The organism is Arthrobacter sp. NPDC057009 (genome assembly GCF_042673905.1).
GTDB lineage: Bacteria > Actinomycetota > Actinomycetes > Actinomycetales > Micrococcaceae > Arthrobacter.
Genome location: NZ_JBHUSB010000002.1, coordinates 85627 through 100753, shown reverse-complemented (window position 1 = coordinate 100753; position 15127 = coordinate 85627). Strand labels below are relative to the sequence as shown.

The 15127-nt window shown below is 67.4% G+C and carries 13 protein-coding genes; 9 read left to right on the top strand and 4 right to left on the bottom strand.

What is annotated here, in order from left to right:
* The first annotated feature begins 131 nt into the window (after positions 1 to 131).
* On the top strand, positions 132 to 1598 hold the full coding sequence (locus ACFTR6_RS03625) for a DUF3100 domain-containing protein (RefSeq protein WP_377956914.1): 1467 nt from the start codon (positions 132 to 134) through the stop codon (positions 1596 to 1598).
* Between the two features lie 16 nt (positions 1599 to 1614).
* Positions 1615 to 2847 (top strand): amidohydrolase family protein, encoded by a 1233-nt coding sequence (locus ACFTR6_RS03620; protein ID WP_377956913.1) that lies wholly within the window; start codon positions 1615 to 1617, stop codon positions 2845 to 2847.
* Positions 2848 to 2949: 102 nt separating this feature from the next.
* Here the strand turns inward: ACFTR6_RS03620 and ACFTR6_RS03615 are convergent, their stop codons facing one another.
* From ACFTR6_RS03615 to ACFTR6_RS03605, 3 genes are all read right to left on the bottom strand, one after another.
* Positions 2950 to 5340 (bottom strand): ATP-binding cassette domain-containing protein, encoded by a 2391-nt coding sequence (locus tag ACFTR6_RS03615; protein WP_377956912.1) that lies wholly within the window; start codon positions 5338 to 5340, stop codon positions 2950 to 2952.
* Between the two features lie 128 nt (positions 5341 to 5468).
* Complete coding sequence (locus tag ACFTR6_RS03610) at positions 5469 to 5879, bottom strand: VOC family protein (RefSeq protein ID WP_377956911.1); 411 nt, start codon at positions 5877 to 5879, stop codon at positions 5469 to 5471.
* A gap of 10 nt (positions 5880 to 5889) precedes the next feature.
* A complete protein-coding gene (locus ACFTR6_RS03605) occupies positions 5890 to 6333 on the bottom strand; it encodes a helix-turn-helix transcriptional regulator (RefSeq protein WP_377956910.1) in 444 nt (147 codons plus the stop codon).
* An 82-nt stretch (positions 6334 to 6415) separates the two neighbouring features.
* Here ACFTR6_RS03605 and ACFTR6_RS03600 point away from each other — a divergent pair, with 82 nt between their 5' ends.
* Genes ACFTR6_RS03600 through ACFTR6_RS03585 form a run of 4 tightly spaced genes read left to right on the top strand, consistent with a single transcriptional unit; the run spans position 6416 to position 10273 of the window.
* Positions 6416 to 7612 (top strand): type III polyketide synthase, encoded by a 1197-nt coding sequence (locus tag ACFTR6_RS03600; protein ID WP_377956909.1) that lies wholly within the window; start codon positions 6416 to 6418, stop codon positions 7610 to 7612.
* Positions 7613 to 7617: 5 nt separating this feature from the next.
* Positions 7618 to 8373, top strand: coding sequence for a class I SAM-dependent methyltransferase (locus ACFTR6_RS03595; protein WP_377956908.1), 756 nt, complete (start codon positions 7618 to 7620; stop codon positions 8371 to 8373).
* The gene (locus ACFTR6_RS03590; RefSeq protein WP_377956907.1) at positions 8370 to 9503 is read left to right on the top strand and encodes an FAD-dependent oxidoreductase; all 1134 of its coding nucleotides are present in this window, start codon (positions 8370 to 8372) and stop codon (positions 9501 to 9503) included. The genes ACFTR6_RS03595 and ACFTR6_RS03590 overlap by 4 nt, the downstream gene beginning before the upstream one ends.
* 59 nt (positions 9504 to 9562) lie before the next feature.
* A complete protein-coding gene (locus ACFTR6_RS03585; protein ID WP_377956906.1) occupies positions 9563 to 10273 on the top strand; it encodes a peptide deformylase in 711 nt (236 codons plus the stop codon).
* Here ACFTR6_RS03585 and ACFTR6_RS03580 read toward each other — a convergent pair.
* Positions 10270 to 12387, bottom strand: a complete 2118-nt coding sequence (locus ACFTR6_RS03580; RefSeq protein ID WP_377956905.1) for a S9 family peptidase — start codon at positions 12385 to 12387, stop codon at positions 10270 to 10272. The two genes, ACFTR6_RS03585 and ACFTR6_RS03580, sit on opposite strands and share 4 nt — an antisense overlap.
* A 73-nt stretch (positions 12388 to 12460) precedes the next feature.
* Between ACFTR6_RS03580 and ACFTR6_RS03575 the strand changes: the two genes are divergently transcribed.
* The 3 genes from ACFTR6_RS03575 to ACFTR6_RS03565 all read left to right on the top strand — a co-directional run bounded on the left by ACFTR6_RS03575 (position 12461) and on the right by ACFTR6_RS03565 (position 15024).
* Positions 12461 to 13360, top strand: coding sequence for a putative RNA methyltransferase (locus tag ACFTR6_RS03575; RefSeq protein ID WP_377956904.1), 900 nt, complete (start codon positions 12461 to 12463; stop codon positions 13358 to 13360).
* A 121-nt stretch (positions 13361 to 13481) separates the two neighbouring features.
* Positions 13482 to 13943 carry an NfeD family protein gene (locus ACFTR6_RS03570; RefSeq protein WP_076802909.1) on the top strand — a complete coding sequence of 154 codons (462 nt, stop codon included), beginning with the start codon at positions 13482 to 13484 and terminating at the stop codon, positions 13941 to 13943.
* Positions 13944 to 14046: 103 nt separating this feature from the next.
* Positions 14047 to 15024, top strand: a complete 978-nt coding sequence (locus tag ACFTR6_RS03565; protein WP_076802911.1) for an SPFH domain-containing protein — start codon at positions 14047 to 14049, stop codon at positions 15022 to 15024.
* Positions 15025 to 15127: the final 103 nt, after the last annotated feature.

Sequence of the window (15127 nt, the reverse complement as noted above, 5' to 3'; positions counted from 1 at the left end):
AAGAATGTGACTTGCCTCTCACTGAAAGCGAGTATACAGTCATTTGGTATACCAGCGGGATGAAGAGCCTCCCGGTCCCCAGAACTCACTCCACCAGTTCCTCCCCAAAAACCCCTTGAAAGGCACGCGTCATGCGCAATGAAGCGAAGACCACAGCCAACTCCCCGACCGCCCTGCTCGACCCAGCACCACCACGTCCTTTCCGCGCCCGCCCCGCCATATGGCTGGCAATGATCGGAATCTCGACGGCCGTTTGTGCCCTTGCCATCATGGTCGGGACCCACAAGTTCCACCTTGGTCCGGCCGCGATCGTCCTGATGCCCATCCTCTGGACTGTTCTCATCGGAGGATTCCTTGGTGTCCAGAAATGGAGGCCAGTCGGCGGGCGGGCACGGGCCGTGTCCACCCACCTGATGGACGTGTCCATCGTTTTCTTCCTCGCCGGCCTGGGCAGCCAAATAGGCCCGTCGCTGACCAAGTTCACTAATATCGGACCCGCAATCCTCCTTCAGGAAGTCGGCCACGTGGTGGGCACGGTAATCCTCGCTCTGCCGGTGGCAGTTGCGCTCGGGTTGGGCCGCACGGCGATCGGAGCCACCTGGTCCATCGACCGTGAGTCCTATCTTGCCTTCGCCATTCAACGCTTCGGCGTGCGCTCCCCGGAGTACCGCGGCGTCTTCGGCGTGTGGGTGCTCGGCAGCGTCTTCGGCGCCGTCTTCATCTCCCTCCTGGCAGGCCTCCTAGGCGGACTGGACTTCTTTGACCCGCGGGCCCTCGCGCTGGGCCTCGGCCTCGGGTCCGCCTCGATGATGCTTGGCGGCGTCGGCGCCCTGTCCATCCTGTATCCGGAGATGGCAGGGGAAATCATGGCGCTCGCGGCCCTGTCCAACCTCGTCACCAACATCGTCGGCTTCTACGCAGGCGTGTTCATCGCACTGCCGATGTGCCAGAAGCTCTACCGGATGTGGTCCCGTATCTTTGGCCGTGACGACCTCGGCCGGCGCATCAGGGGGCCGCTCATGGCCAGTGCTCTCGGCGGAATGAATGCTGTTGGAGCAAGGAGCGGGGCCAGCGCAAAGCCGGCCGGCGCGGCAGCTGATCCGGATGAGGAACCGGACGCAGAAACCGTGGATGTCAACGGCGTCGAGGAGGACCCCACCGTTGTCCGGACACCGTGGACGTGGCTCACCGCCTTTGCCGCGGCGGGCGTGGCGGGTGTGCTGCTCAACGCCCTCGGCACCGGCTCCCTGCGGCCCCTGGATGTGGTCGGCGTGCTCATCCTCCTCGCCCTGACCGCCGTCGCTCTTGTCCTTGCCAAGCTCGTCCCGGCGGTCCCGTCCAGCATCTGGGTGCTGGCCCTGGCCACCCTTGCCTCCGCGACCTTCATGCCCATCGGCCCGTTCATTGCTTCCGCCACGCACAACATCAACGTTCTGTTTGCCGGCCTGCCCATGATTGCCCTCATCGGCATGTCGCTCGGCCGGGACGTCAAGGCTCTGCGGTCACTGAGCTGGAAGATCATCGTCGTCGCACTGATGACCTTCACGGCGAGCTTCGTAGCCGCGGCAGCCATCGCGCAGGTTGCCCTGAACTTCTAGTACGAAAGGAATGACCATGCTGATCACCAATGTCCGCCCGTGGGGCGGGGGCTCGGTGGACGTCGAGGTCCGGGAAGGGCGGATAGCCGCCCTTCACCCGGGAGGCACCGCCGTCGTAAATGCCGGGACGGCCGGTGACGCAGTGGACGGGCGCAACCGGATCGCGCTTCCGGCGTTCACCGACGTCCATGTCCACCTCGATTCCACGAGGATAGGGCTGCCGTTCCGCGAGCACACGGGGGCGCCCGGGGTGTGGAACATGATGTGCAACGACCGGGAGAACTGGCGGAACACCCCGATCCCGTACCCGGAGGTGGTGGCGGGAACGCTGGAACGGATGATTGCGCGGGGCACCACACGCGTCCGTTCCTACGCCCAGATCGACGTCGACTGCAAGCTGGATCGCTTCGAGGCGGTCATGGCTGCCAGGGAGCGCTTCGCCGGCGCCGCAACAGTGGAGATCATGGCCTTCCCCCAGGCCGGCCTGCTGCTGGAGGACGGCACCGTCCCCCTCCTTGAGGAGGCCCTGCGCGCCGGTGCCACGACGATCGGCGGTATTGATCCCTGCCAGCTGGACCGGGACCCGGTGCGCCACCTGGACATCGTTTTCGGCCTCGCCGAGAAGTACGGGGTCGACGTCGACATCCACCTGCACGAGCCCGGTCACCTCGGGGTTTTCAGCGCGGAACTTATTTTTGAACGCACCCGGGCACTGGGCATGGAGGGCCGCGTCTCACTCTCCCACGCCTACGACCTGGCCAACGTCCACCCCGACGTGACCGCCCGGCTCGTGGAGCAGATGGCCGAACTTGACGTTGCCTGGGCGACGGTCGCTCCGGCAAGCGGCGGTACCCAGTTCGACCTGGCCCAGATGACCGACGCCGGGATCAGGGTGGGGCTGGGCGAGGACGGCCAGCGGGACTACTGGAGCCCGTACGGCAACTGCGACATGCTGGACCGGACTTGGCAGCTGGCGTTCACCCACCGGCTGCGCAAGGACCGCCTGATCGAGCACTGCGCTGCCATCGCCACAGTCGGGGGCGCCTCCATCATGGACCGCTCGGTCCAGCGCCTGACAAGCCCCGACGACCGGCCCGGCCTCGCCGTCGGAGACCCGGCAGACATCGTTCTGGTCGACGGCGAAACCGTCACGAGCACCGTCATGGACCGGGGCGCCGACCGCACCGTCATCCACGGGGGCAGGGTTGTTGCCGACGGGCTGGCCGTCCTGCCGGCCCCGGCAGCGTAGCGTACCGGTTCAGCGCGAACGTACACCTGTGGCCCCAAATCCGGCTGATTTTGGGGCCACAAGTGTACGTTCGCGCTGGTCTGTCAGGTCACGCAGGGCCTGTCAGCTGGCGCCGACGTAGGCCGCGAGGTGCTCGCCAGTCAGCGTTGACCTGCCGGCCACCAGATCAGCCGGCGATCCCTCGAAGACGATCCTGCCGCCGTCGTGCCCCGCGCCGGGGCCGAGGTCGATGATCCAGTCCGCGTGTGCCATGACCGCCTGGTGGTGTTCGATGACGATCACCGACTTGCCCGAATCGACGAGCCGGTCGAGCAGGCCGAGGAGGTTTTCGACGTCGGCGAGATGCAGGCCGGTGGTGGGTTCGTCGAGGATGTAGACATCGCCCCTGTCGGCCATCTGTGCGGCCAGCTTGAGCCGCTGCCGCTCGCCGCCGGACAGTGTGGTGAGCGGCTGGCCGAGGGTGAGGTAGCCAAGCCCGACGTCGGCCAGCCGGTCGAGGATCTTGTGGGCTGCCGGAGTGCGCGCATCACCGTCTTCGAAGAACTGCTCGGCCTCCGCCACCGACATCGCCAGCACCTCGGCGATGTTCCGGCCGCCCAGGGTGAACTCCAGCACCGCCGCCTGGAACCGCTTGCCGTCGCATTCCTCGCAGGTGGTCTCGACGGTGGCCATGACGCCCAGGTCCGTGTAGATGACCCCGGCGCCGTTGCAGGTGGGGCAGGCGCCCTCCGAGTTGGAGCTGAACAAGGCCGGCTTCACGCCGTTGGCCTTGGCGAACGCTTTGCGGATCGGTTCGAGCAGCCCGGTGTAGGTGGCGGGGTTGCTGCGGCGCGAACCCCGGATGCCGGTCTGGTCGATCACCACCACGCCGTCGCGCTTGGCAACCGAGCCGTGGATCAGCGAGCTTTTGCCGGAACCGGCCACGCCGGTCAGCACGCACAGCACACCGAGCGGGATGTCGACGTCGACGTTCTTCAGGTTGTTCGATGACGCCCCGCGAATTTCCAGCGCGCCGGACGCGGGCCGCACCGAATCCTTCAGCTGCGCCCGGTCATCGAGGTGCCGGCCGGTGATGGTGTCACTCCCCCGCAGCCCCTCAACGGTGCCTTCGAAGCAGACGGTGCCGCCCCCCGTACCGGCACCGGGCCCGAGGTCGACGATGTGGTCGGCAATGGCAATGCTTTCCGGCTTGTGCTCGACGACGAGTACGGTGTTGCCCTTGTCGCGCAGCTGGAGCAGAAGGGAATTCATCCGCTCGATGTCGTGGGGATGCAGGCCGATCGTGGGCTCATCGAAGACGTAGGTGACGTCCGTGAGCGACGAGCCCAAATGACGGATCATCTTGGTGCGCTGGGATTCTCCCCCGGACAGCGTCCCCGACGGCCGGTCCAGTGAGAGGTAGCCCAGCCCGATTTCGGCGAACGAGTCCAGCAGGTGCTGCAGGCCCGCGAGCAGCGGCGCCACGGACGGCTCGTCCAGGTCACGCACCCAGTCGGCGAGGTCGGTGATCTGCATGGCGCAGACATCGGCAATGTTCTTGCCCCTGATCTTCGACGACAACGCCTCCTGGCTGAGCCGGGTGCCGCCGCAGTCGGGACAGATGGTGAACGTGATGGCCCGCTCGACGAAGGCGCGGACGTGCGGCTGTAGCGCGTCCACGTCCTTGGACAGCATCGACTTCTGGATCTTGGGGATGATGCCCTCGTAGGTCAGGTTGATGCCCTCAACCTTGATCTTCGTCGGCTCCTTGTAGAGCAGGTCGTGGAGTTCCTTCTTGGTGAACTTGCTGATCGGCTTGTCCATGTTGAAGCCGGCACCGGCGAAGATCCGGCCGTACCAGCCGTCCATGCTGTAGCCCGGGATGGTCAGGGCACCTTGGCTGAGCGACTTACTGTCGTCGTACAGCGCCGTCAGGTCGAAGTCGCTGACGTTGCCCATCCCCTCGCAGCGCGGACACATGCCGCCGAGCCGGTTAAAGGTCGCCTTCTCCGCCTTGGTCTTGTTGCCGCGCTCCACGGTGATCGCGCCGCTGGCCTTCACGGTCGGGATGTTGAAGGAGTACGCGTTGGGTGAGCCGATATGAGGGTGGCCGAGCCTGCTGAAAAGGATCCGCAGCATCGCGTTGGCGTCTGTCGCGGTGCCGACGGTGGACCGGGGGTTTGCGCCCATCCGCTCCTGGTCGACGATGATCGCTGTGGTCAGGCCCTCCAGCACATCAACCTCGGGCCGGGAAAGCGTCGGCATGAAGCCCTGCACGAACGCGCTGTAGGTTTCATTGATCATCCGCTGCGACTCCGCGGCGATCGTGCCGAACACCAGCGAGCTTTTGCCGGAGCCGGAGACGCCGGTGAACACGGTCAGGCGGCGCTTCGGGATTTCGACGCTGACGTCCTTGAGGTTGTTCACGCGCGCACCCTGCACGCGGATCAGGTCGTGGCCGTCGGCAGCGTGCAGTCCGGAGGACTGCGTGTCCGTCCTGGTCGTTATGGTCATCGTGTTCCCATCTGTTAGGCGGATAGCAGCTGTCAGGCGGATGGCAGGCCGCGGAAATCGGGCGAAGGCCGCCGGGCCGCACCATGTCTGATTCTTGTTCCTTCGCCCGGCGGCGGCAACAGCAACTCCTAGCGGACCTCGTTGATGCGGATCAGGTTGCCTGCCGGATCGCGGAAGGCGCAGTCGCGGACGCCGTAGGGCTGGTCAGTGGGCTCCTGGACCACCTCGGCGCCGCTGGCCTGCACCTTGTCGAAGGTGCCGTCCAGGTCCGGGGTGCCGAGGACCAGGCGCGCGTAGGTGCCCTTGGCCATCATCTCGGTGATGATTCGCCGCTCGTCCTCGGTGATGCCGGGATCGGCAGCCGGCGGTTCCAGGACCACGGAGGTGCCGGGCTGGTCGGGCGGACCCATGGTGAGCCAGCGCATCCCGCCGTACCCCACGTCGTTTCGGAGCTCAAAACCGAGGGTGTCGCGGTAGAACGCCAGGGAGGCGTCGGCGTCGTTATGGGGAAGGAAAGTGTAGTGAATGGTGAGGTTCATGCCGATCAGTCTAGGGACGGCCGGGCAGGACCGCTTCTCGATTCCTGACCGGTCTGCTCACCTGTTTCACCACACACGGGGGCATTCCCGCCGCCTCCCCCGCCGCCTGCGTCCGGTATGCACTGGGTGGCATGCCGACCAGCTCGGTGAAGCGGGTGCTGAACGTGCCCAGCGAGGAACAGCCGACGGCGAAGCACACCTCCGTGACGCTGAGGTCGCCGCGCCGCAGCAGCGCCATTGCCCGTTCAATGCGTCGCGTCATCAGGTAGGAATACGGCGACTCGCCGTACGCTTCCCGGAACTGGCGGCTAAGGTGCCCGGCCGAAATGTTCACGCCGCGGGCAAGCGCCTCCACGTCCAGTGGCCGGGCGTACTCCCGGTCGATGCGGTCACGGACACGGCGAAGGCGCGCCAGATCCTCCAGGCGCTGTGTTTCGGCGGGCTTGCTGGTCACAGTCGAGATGGTGCTACCTCCCGCCGGAGTTGTCCAGTCCAATCCATTGTCTTAACCGTTCGCCCTCGTTAAGAATGAACGGATGACGGTCTATGTGAGAGCTCTTGAAACTGCAGTTCCTCCGACTCTGCTCATCCAGCACGAGGCCCGTGACGTGTTCGCCGCCCAGCCAGGGCTGACCCGCCTTGGCTCCCGGCTCGTGACCACCTGCTTCGATTCCGCGGCCATCGATACCCGGTACACCGCGGTGCGCGAGCTGACGCGGGACTCCGACGCCGAAGATCCGCAGTTCTTCGATTCGCAGACCGGCCTGCTGCGAAGCCCCAGCACCAAGGCACGCAACAACCTCTTCGCCGAGGAGGCAACGAAGCTCTTTATCGAGGCGGCGGACGCGGCCGTTTCCAAGTGCGACGGCATTGATCGGCTGGACATCACCCACCTCGTCACGGTCTCCTGCACCGGTTTCTTCAACCCCGGGCCGGATTACAAGATCGTCCGCGCCCTGGGGCTTAACCCCGCGGTGCAGCGCTACCATCTCGGGTTCATGGGCTGTTACGCCGCCTTTCCCGCGCTTCGCGCGGCGAAGTCCTTCTGTGAGGCGGATCCGACGGCGGTCGTTCTGGTTGTGTGCGCCGAGCTCTGTTCCCTGCACGTGCGCACCTCCAACGACCCGGACACGATCATGGGATCTGCCTTGTTTGCGGACGGCGCCGCGGCGGCCGTGGTGACGGCCCGGAATGACCTCGCGAATCCGCCGCTGCTCCAGCTGGACCACTTCGAGACCGTCCTGACGCCCGTGGGCGAGGATTCGATGGCCTGGAACATCGGCGATGAGGGCTTTGAAATGGTGCTCGGCAACTACGTGCCGCACATCATCGATGACCACATCGTGGGCGCCCTCGAGCCGCTGCTGGCACGCGACCCCTCGCTGCGGGAACTCCCCTATCGCGACATCACGCACTGGGCCATCCACCCTGGCGGCCGCAGCATCCTGGACAAGGTGCAGTCCCGGCTGGACCTCTCGGACGAGCAACTGCTGCCGGCGCGCGAAACGCTGCGGAACTACGGCAACATGAGCAGCGCCACGGTGCTCTTCGTCCTCAAGCACATCCTGGACCTTCCGCCGCGGGAGGGGGACGAACGCATCTGCTCCATGGCCTTCGGACCCGGGCTGACCGTGGAAACCGGCCTGTTCACGAAGGTGGCGCAGCCGGCGGATGAACCCGACGCCGTCGCCGGTGGGGACAGTGCCGGCGAGGCCGAGCCGTCCCTGGCCTGACGCCGGTGAGGATCCTGGGCGGCGGACCCGAGGCCGGCATCCTTGGCCCCGGTTTTCTTGGCGGGCGGGACACGGCAGCCGTGGAGGACATGGACCGGCCGGACTGCGACCCGGACCGGCTGCGGCGCACCTATGAGCAGTTTGGCCTGGTCAACCGCGTGGTGGCCGGCTGGCACCGGCTGTACCGGACCAGGGTGCGGCCGCAGCTCACTAGCTCCGGCGAGGCCGCGCTGCTGGACGTCGGCTGCGGCGGCGGCGACCTCGCCGTGATGATCGCCCGCTGGGCGGCCAGGGACAGGATCCCGCTTCACGTGACCGGGATTGACCCGGACGCCAGGGCCTACCGCTTCGCCGCCCGCCGCAAACCGGTTCCGGGCGTAAAGTTCAGGCAGGCCAGCAGCGGCGACCTGCTCGCCGAAGGCCGGCAGTACGACGTCGTCATTTCGAACCACGTGCTGCACCACCTGACCGCGCCGGAGCTGCAGTCCTTCCTGGACGATTCTGCCGGGCTCGCACGCCGGCTGGCCTTGCACAACGACCTGCGGCGCAGTGCGGCCGCCTATGCGCTGTTCAGTGCCGGCGCGCTGCCGCTCACCGGCTCCTACATCCGCGGGGACGGGCTGACCTCGATCAGGCGCAGTTATACCGTTACTGAACTGGCCGCCGTCGTCCCCGCCGGCTGGACCGTGGAGCCGCACGCCCCCTTCCACTGCCTGCTCAGCTACCGGCGGCACGATACCTACGGGCAGGGCCGGGCATGACCGACGTGCTGATTGTGGGCGGGGGCCCGGTTGGCCTCTTCCTCGGCTCGCTGCTCCTGCAGCAGGGGGTCGCGGTGCGGGTCCTGGAAAAGCGGGCCGGACGGAACGCGCACACCAGGGCCATCGGCATCCATCCGCCGGCCCTCGCCGCCCTGGAGCGCATCGGCGTTGCCCAGGAGCTGATCGGCCGGGGCATCCCGATCCGCCAGGGATTCGCCGTGAACAACGGCCGGAGGATCGCCCGCATGCCGTTCGCTGCCGTTTCCGATACGTATCCCTTTGTCCTCGCCGTGCCCCAGCCCGTGACGGAGGAGGTGCTGGAGCGGCGGCTCCGGGAGCTGGACAGCGAGGCGCTGCTCCGGAACGCCCGCGTGACAGGAATGCACGACGACGGCGGCCGGGTCACCCTCAGCGTCACCACTGCCGCGGGTGCTGCCAGCTGCACCGCCGCTTTCGTCGTGGGCGCCGACGGCGCCTACTCGACAGTGCGGACCCTGCTGCGCGTCGCAGCGCCGGAGAAACTGTACCCGGACCACTACCTGATGGGCGACTTCCCCGAATCCAGTCCCTTCGGCCACGACGCCGCACTCTTCCTGGAAAGCGAAGGCATCGTGGAGTCCTTTCCGCTTCCCGGCAGTGTCCGCCGCTGGGTGGTCCGGCTGGGGAAGCCTCCGGCCAGCCCCGACGCAGAACAGCTGGCCGGACTCGTCGCCCGCCGGACCCGGACGGCGCTGGACGCCGGTGCCAACACGATGCTCAGCGGCTTCAGCGTCCGCTCCCGGCTGGCCGCGCGCATGGTCTCCGGCCGGACCGCGCTTATCGGTGATGCCGCGCATGAGATCAGCCCCATCGGCGGACAGGGAATGAACCTCGGCTGGCTGGACGCCGAAGCGCTGCTGCCGGTTCTCCTCGACATTGTGCGCGGTCAGCCCGCCATTGCAGCCCTCCGGCAATTCGACGCCGCACGGCGCCGCGCGGCAGCCACCGCCAGGCGCCAGGCCGAGGTGAACATGGCGCTGGGCCGGCCGCTGCCCAACGTTCTGCTGCGCCCCCGGAACGCGGCGATCGCCCGGGCCGCAGCCATCCCGGCCTTCAATGCCCTGGTGGCGCGCCGCTTCACCATGCAGTAGCCCGCTGTCCGGGACACGCTGCTGCACAGCACCGTGGGATACGGCATTAGGCTGTCCCCATGGTCCACGCATCCCCGCCTACGTCCTACAGCCCCGCCCGCATCCGGGAAACCGTGCAGGAACTGCTGGCCTCGGACTCCCTGCCGCCTATTGTGCAGGCCGGCCACCCCGTCCTCAGGCAGCACGCCGCTCCCTTTGAGGGCCAGCTGGAGCCCGAGGAACTCAGCCAGCTGATCGTCCTGATGAGGAAGGTCATGCATGCCGCTCCCGGCGTCGGCCTGGCGGCTCCGCAGCTCGGCGTTCCGCTGCAGCTGGCCGTCCTCGAGGACCAGTTTGAGATCGACGAGGCCGTTGCAGCGGCAAGGGGCCGGGCACCGCTGGAGTTCTTCGCCATGCTGAATCCGTCCTACTCCCCCGTGGGCGCCGGCACGGCCGCCTTCTTCGAAGGCTGCCTGTCACTGTCCGGCTTGCAGGCCGTGGTCGAGCGTGCCGAAAGCGTGCGGCTGGAGTATGTAACGCCCGACGGCGGACAGGTCACCAGGGACTTCAGCGGCTGGCAGGCGCGGATCGTCCAGCACGAGACCGACCACCTCCACGGCCGGCTCTACATCGACCGCGCCGAGCTCCGCTCACTCAGCACCAACAGCGAATACGCTGCGCGCTGGGCCGAACCGGGCATCGGCACCGCCAGCCGGGAGCTTGGCTTCCCGTCCGGCGCAGGGGCATACGTGGAGACCGGCCGGGAAGCTGCACCGGATTCTGCGGGCTAGCTGGATTCACCTCTGTTGCTGTCCGTCGGCAGGTACTTTGCCCACCAGGCCAGGATGTGTTCGAACCGCTGCCGCCGGTGATGCGGCGTCCCGGTGCGCGACAGCTCGTGGTCCTCACCGGGGAACACGAGGAACGAAGAGTCGACGCCCTGCTGCTTGAGCGCAGTGAAGTAGCGCTGGCCCTGTTCCACCGGGCAACGGAGGTCATCCTCGCTGTGGATGACCAGCGTGGGCGTCCGGACCGCGGCGACCGTGGCCATCGGGCTTTGCGCGGCCACTTGGTCCGCTGCTGAGCCGACATACTCACCGCCGAAGAACCAGCCGATGTCCGACGAGCCCGTGAAGCTCACGGGATCCAGGAAACCCCGCTCCACGATGGCTGCCCGGAACCGGTGGTCCTGGCTGATGGTCCACGCCGTGAGGTACCCGCCGTAGGAGCCGCCCATGATGCCGAGGGCGCCGGCGTCGAGGGAGGAGAATTTCTCCAGGCTGCCGTCCAGGAAGGCCAGCACGTCCTGCATGTCCACCGTGCCCATCCGCTCCTTGATGCTCCGTCCATGGGCCTGGCCATAGCCGGCCGAGCCGCGCGGATTGCACATCAGCACGGCATAGCCGGCCGAGGCGTAGACCTGCGCCTCATCGAAGAACGCGGTGGTGTACTGCGCGAACGGTCCGCCATGGATGTTCAGCAACACGGGGTGCGGACCCTTCCCCGGCGGCAGCACCAGCCAGCCGTGGACCGGGTAGCCGTCAGGGGCCGGGAACGTTAATTCCTGCGGTTCGATGATGCCCGCTTCAGTCCGCAGCGCGGCGGAGAAGTCGCTGAGCAGGCGCAGCTGGCCATCTTCGAGGACGGCCACGTCCCCTGCCGTGGCGGCGTCGCTGTAGCTGAGGAACACCGTGCCGGCACCATCCTCGGCTCCGCCGACCACCCTGTCACCGTGAACGAGGAGGGAATGGTTCCCGGTGGCGCTGAACTCGAGCAGCTCCACCGTCCCCTGGGCGGTGTTGAGTACCAGCGCACTGTCCTGGCCGCGGAGGCCGATGGTGTTGCCGGGCGCTGCAACGTCCATGTTCTCGGCATCGCTCAGGGCCGTGGCGTCGCCGCCGCTGGCGGGCATGGAGTACAGGACCGTGTTTTTGGCAACGAAGTCCTGGCGGGTGCTGCCCAGGTCCTGCCCGGTGAAGAACAGCCAGCGCCCGTCGGCCGACTCACGGACGTCGGAGACCGTCTGGGCACCCAGGTTGGGGACCGGCACCAGAGCCGGCGTGCCGCCGTCGGCCTTCACCCGGTAGATCCCGGTGGCCAGATCCTGGTCGGCATCCTCGTGGAGGGCAGCCACGAAGTAGACGGCAGTGCCGTCGCGGCTGAAGGTGGCGCCGGTGTGGTCGGTTGCCGCCGTCGTGAGCTGGCGTGCCTCCGGGAACCCACCGGATTCCCCGCCTGACGCTGCAGAGCGGCCGGCCTCGCTGTTGTCGCTGCCCGCGTCGTCCCGGCGCGCGTCGTCATTGCCCGTGCTGTTGTTGCCCGCCGCACTGTCGCTCCGCCTGGCGCCGCGCCCCACTGGCTTGACCCAGGGTTCCCGGCCCAGTTCGGGCACGTCGAGCAGGAAAAGCTGCAGGGGCTTGTCCCGGGTGTAGCCCACACCGTTCATCCGGTACTTGTAGTCCGTGATCAGCCGCGCGTCCTCGGCGCCGGAGCCCACACCGTCGACCGTTCCGTAGCGGCCGTCTTCCGGCTCCCGGGACGCGAAGACGATCCGGGTGGAATCCGGCGACCATGCGAACGAACTGACGCCCATCTTTCTGTCGGTCAGGGCCTGCGGCTCCCCGCCGGCAGCCTCCACCACGTGGAGCTGGGGCTTGCCGCCCGGGCTGGCGCGGAGGAAAGCCAGCACCCGCCCGTCCGGCGAAAACGCGGGCGCCGTGTCACGGAAGCCCCGGGTGATCCGCCGGGGCAGCTTTTCGGGGTCCCGCGGCACACTCCACAGCTGGCCAACATACGAGTCGGCGGCAAAGTCAGGCCGGACAACGGACACAACGGCCCTGGTGCCGTCAGGGAGGACTGCGGGGGCGGAGACGGAATTGAGCAGCGGCAAATGTTCAGGCTTCACCCACGTGAGCCTAGCGGGTCGGGCCATGGCGCGGAACGAAGGCACGGAAAACGCCTGCCCTAGGATTGTCCTCATGCTTTCGCGCCTGCCCGTCCTCCTTTGCCCCGTCTGCCGCCAGGACCTCCAGCCCGTCCACGACGGCGGAACAGGCCGGGTCCGGGCGCTAGCATGCCGGGAGCGGCACAGCTTCGACGCCGCCCGGCAGGGGTACTTCAACCTGCTGGTGGGCAAGGGAACCGCCTTCGAATCGGATACGGCGGAGATGGTTGCGGCAAGGACAGCCTTCCTCGACGCCGGCCACTACCGGCCGTTGGCCGACGCCCTGGCGCAGGCCGCGGCGCCGGCCCTGCAGGGCCCCGCCCCCGCGGTGCTCGACTCCGGAACGGGGACGGGACACTACCTGCGGGCGATCCTGGACTATTTGGACGGCAGCGGTGCTCGGGACAGTCGCGAAGGGCTTGCCGCCGTCGGGCTGGACATCTCCAAGTTCGCCCTGCGCCGCGCCGCCAGGCTGAACCCGGAAGCCATCAACCTGGTGGGTGACGTCTGGCAGCCGCTGCCCCTGCCGGACGCCGCCGTCGACGTCGTCACCGTGGTGTTCGCGCCGCGCAACGCTGCCGAGTTCGCCCGAGTCCTCAAGCCCGCCGGCAGGCTGATCGTGGTGACGCCGCGTGCCGGCCACCTCGGCGAGGTCGCCAGCCAGGCCGGACTGCTGGGCATCGATCCGGCCAAGGACGAACGCCTGGCCGAGGCGCTTGCCGGCCGCTTTGCACCGCTGTCGACCCGGGACATCGACGTGGACCTGTCGCTTTCCCCGGAGGACGTGGCCAACCTGGCGCTCATGGGCCCGGCCGGCCACCACACGGACCGTGCCGCGCTGACCGAAAAGCTGGCCGGACTTCCGCCCGTCACCCGGGTCTCCGCACGGTTCCGGATCAGCGTCTTCGTGCCCTCGGAAATCCCCGGTCTATAACGGCTTGGCCACGTTCCCCCGCCGCCCGCCATTCCCCTGCCGGGCGCCCCTGCTTCGGTCTACGATGGAAGAAAGTCACTGAGGGTCTGCCCCGCAGCCCTCGGGATCAAGGGGGAACGCGATGTTCGAATGGCTTGGCCAAAATTGGTGGGCGCTGTGGCTCACCCTCTTCCTGGTGTTCGCCGCCGTGGAGATGCTGACCCTTGACCTGTTTTTCATCATGCTGGGCGGAGGGGCCCTGGCAGGCGTGGTCGCCGACTTTGCCGGCGCGGACCTGTGGCTTCAGATCGTGGTGTTTTGCGTCGTCTCGCTGCTCATGATCGTCTTCGTCCGCCCGGTGACCCTCAAGCACCTGCACAAAGGGCCGCCCGAACAGCGCACCAACATCGACCGCCTGATCGGCGAATCAGCTCTCGTCCTCGAGGCCGTAACGGCCACGGGCGGACGCGTGAAGATCGGCGGCGACATCTGGAGCGCGCGCTCGCAGTCCGGGCTCCTGCCCGAAGGCCAGCGCGTCATCGTCTCGGCCATCGAAGGTGCGACGGCGGTTGTCTCGCCCCAGGCTGAGACCGCGGTCCAGTAGGCGGTTCCCTCACGGGTTTCTGCGCCCGCCGCGGCGGAGCGGCAGATTGCGGCGAACTTTCGCCAGGTTAGAGCTTCACTGAAAGTTGGGGACAAGGAGAAGTATGGATAGCCCAGGAGGAGTCGCCCTCACGTTTGTGATGGTGGTTCTGATCATTTTCGTCATCATCGTGCTGGTCCGCTCGGTACGGATCGTGCCGCAGGCCCGGGCCGGCGTCGTGGAACGGCTGGGGAAATACCAGCGGACGCTCAACCCCGGACTGACCCTCCTCATCCCCTTTGTTGACCGGCTCCTGCCGCTGCTGGACCTCCGCGAGCAGGTGGTGTCCTTCCCGCCGCAGCCCGTGATCACCGAGGACAACCTCGTGGTGTCGATCGACACGGTCGTGTACTTCCAGGTCACAGACCCGCGCGCTGCCACCTACGAGATCGCCAACTACATCCAGGCCGTGGAACAGCTGACCACCACCACCCTGCGCAACGTGGTGGGCGGCCTCAACCTGGAAGAGGCGCTCACGTCCCGCGACCAGATCAACGGCCAGCTGCGCGGTGTGCTGGATGAGGCCACCGGCCGCTGGGGTATCCGCGTTTCCCGGGTGGAGCTGAAGGCCATCGACCCGCCGCACTCCATCCAGGATTCGATGGAGAAGCAGATGAGGGCGGAACGCGACCGCCGTGCAGCGATCCTGACCGCAGAGGGAACCAAGCAGTCTGCGATCCTGACGGCGGAAGGGCAGCGCCAGGCCGCCATCCTCAAAGCCGAGGGTGAAGCGAAGGCTGCCATCCTGCGTGCCGACGGTGAGTCGCAGGCCATCCAGAAGGTGTTCGACGCCATCCACAAGGGCAACCCCGACCAGAAGCTGCTGGCGTACCAGTACCTGCAGACTCTGCCGAAGCTCGCGGACGGGTCCTCCAACAAGCTGTGGATCATCCCGAGTGAAGTCGGCGAGGCACTGAAGGGCATTGGCAGCGCCCTGGGCGGAACCAACCCTGATCCCCGCTCCGGCGACCTGTTCAAGGGTCAGGAATCCGGGCCGGACGGCGGCCAGGGCAGCGAGGCTGCGGCCCGCACCCAGCCGTAGCGTTTCGTGCCTGCACCTCAAATTGCTGTGCCCTGCCGGTATCCGTATAATGGGATATTTGTCCGGCCGGATCAGTCCGTGCGGAACAACAATGCTTGGCGAA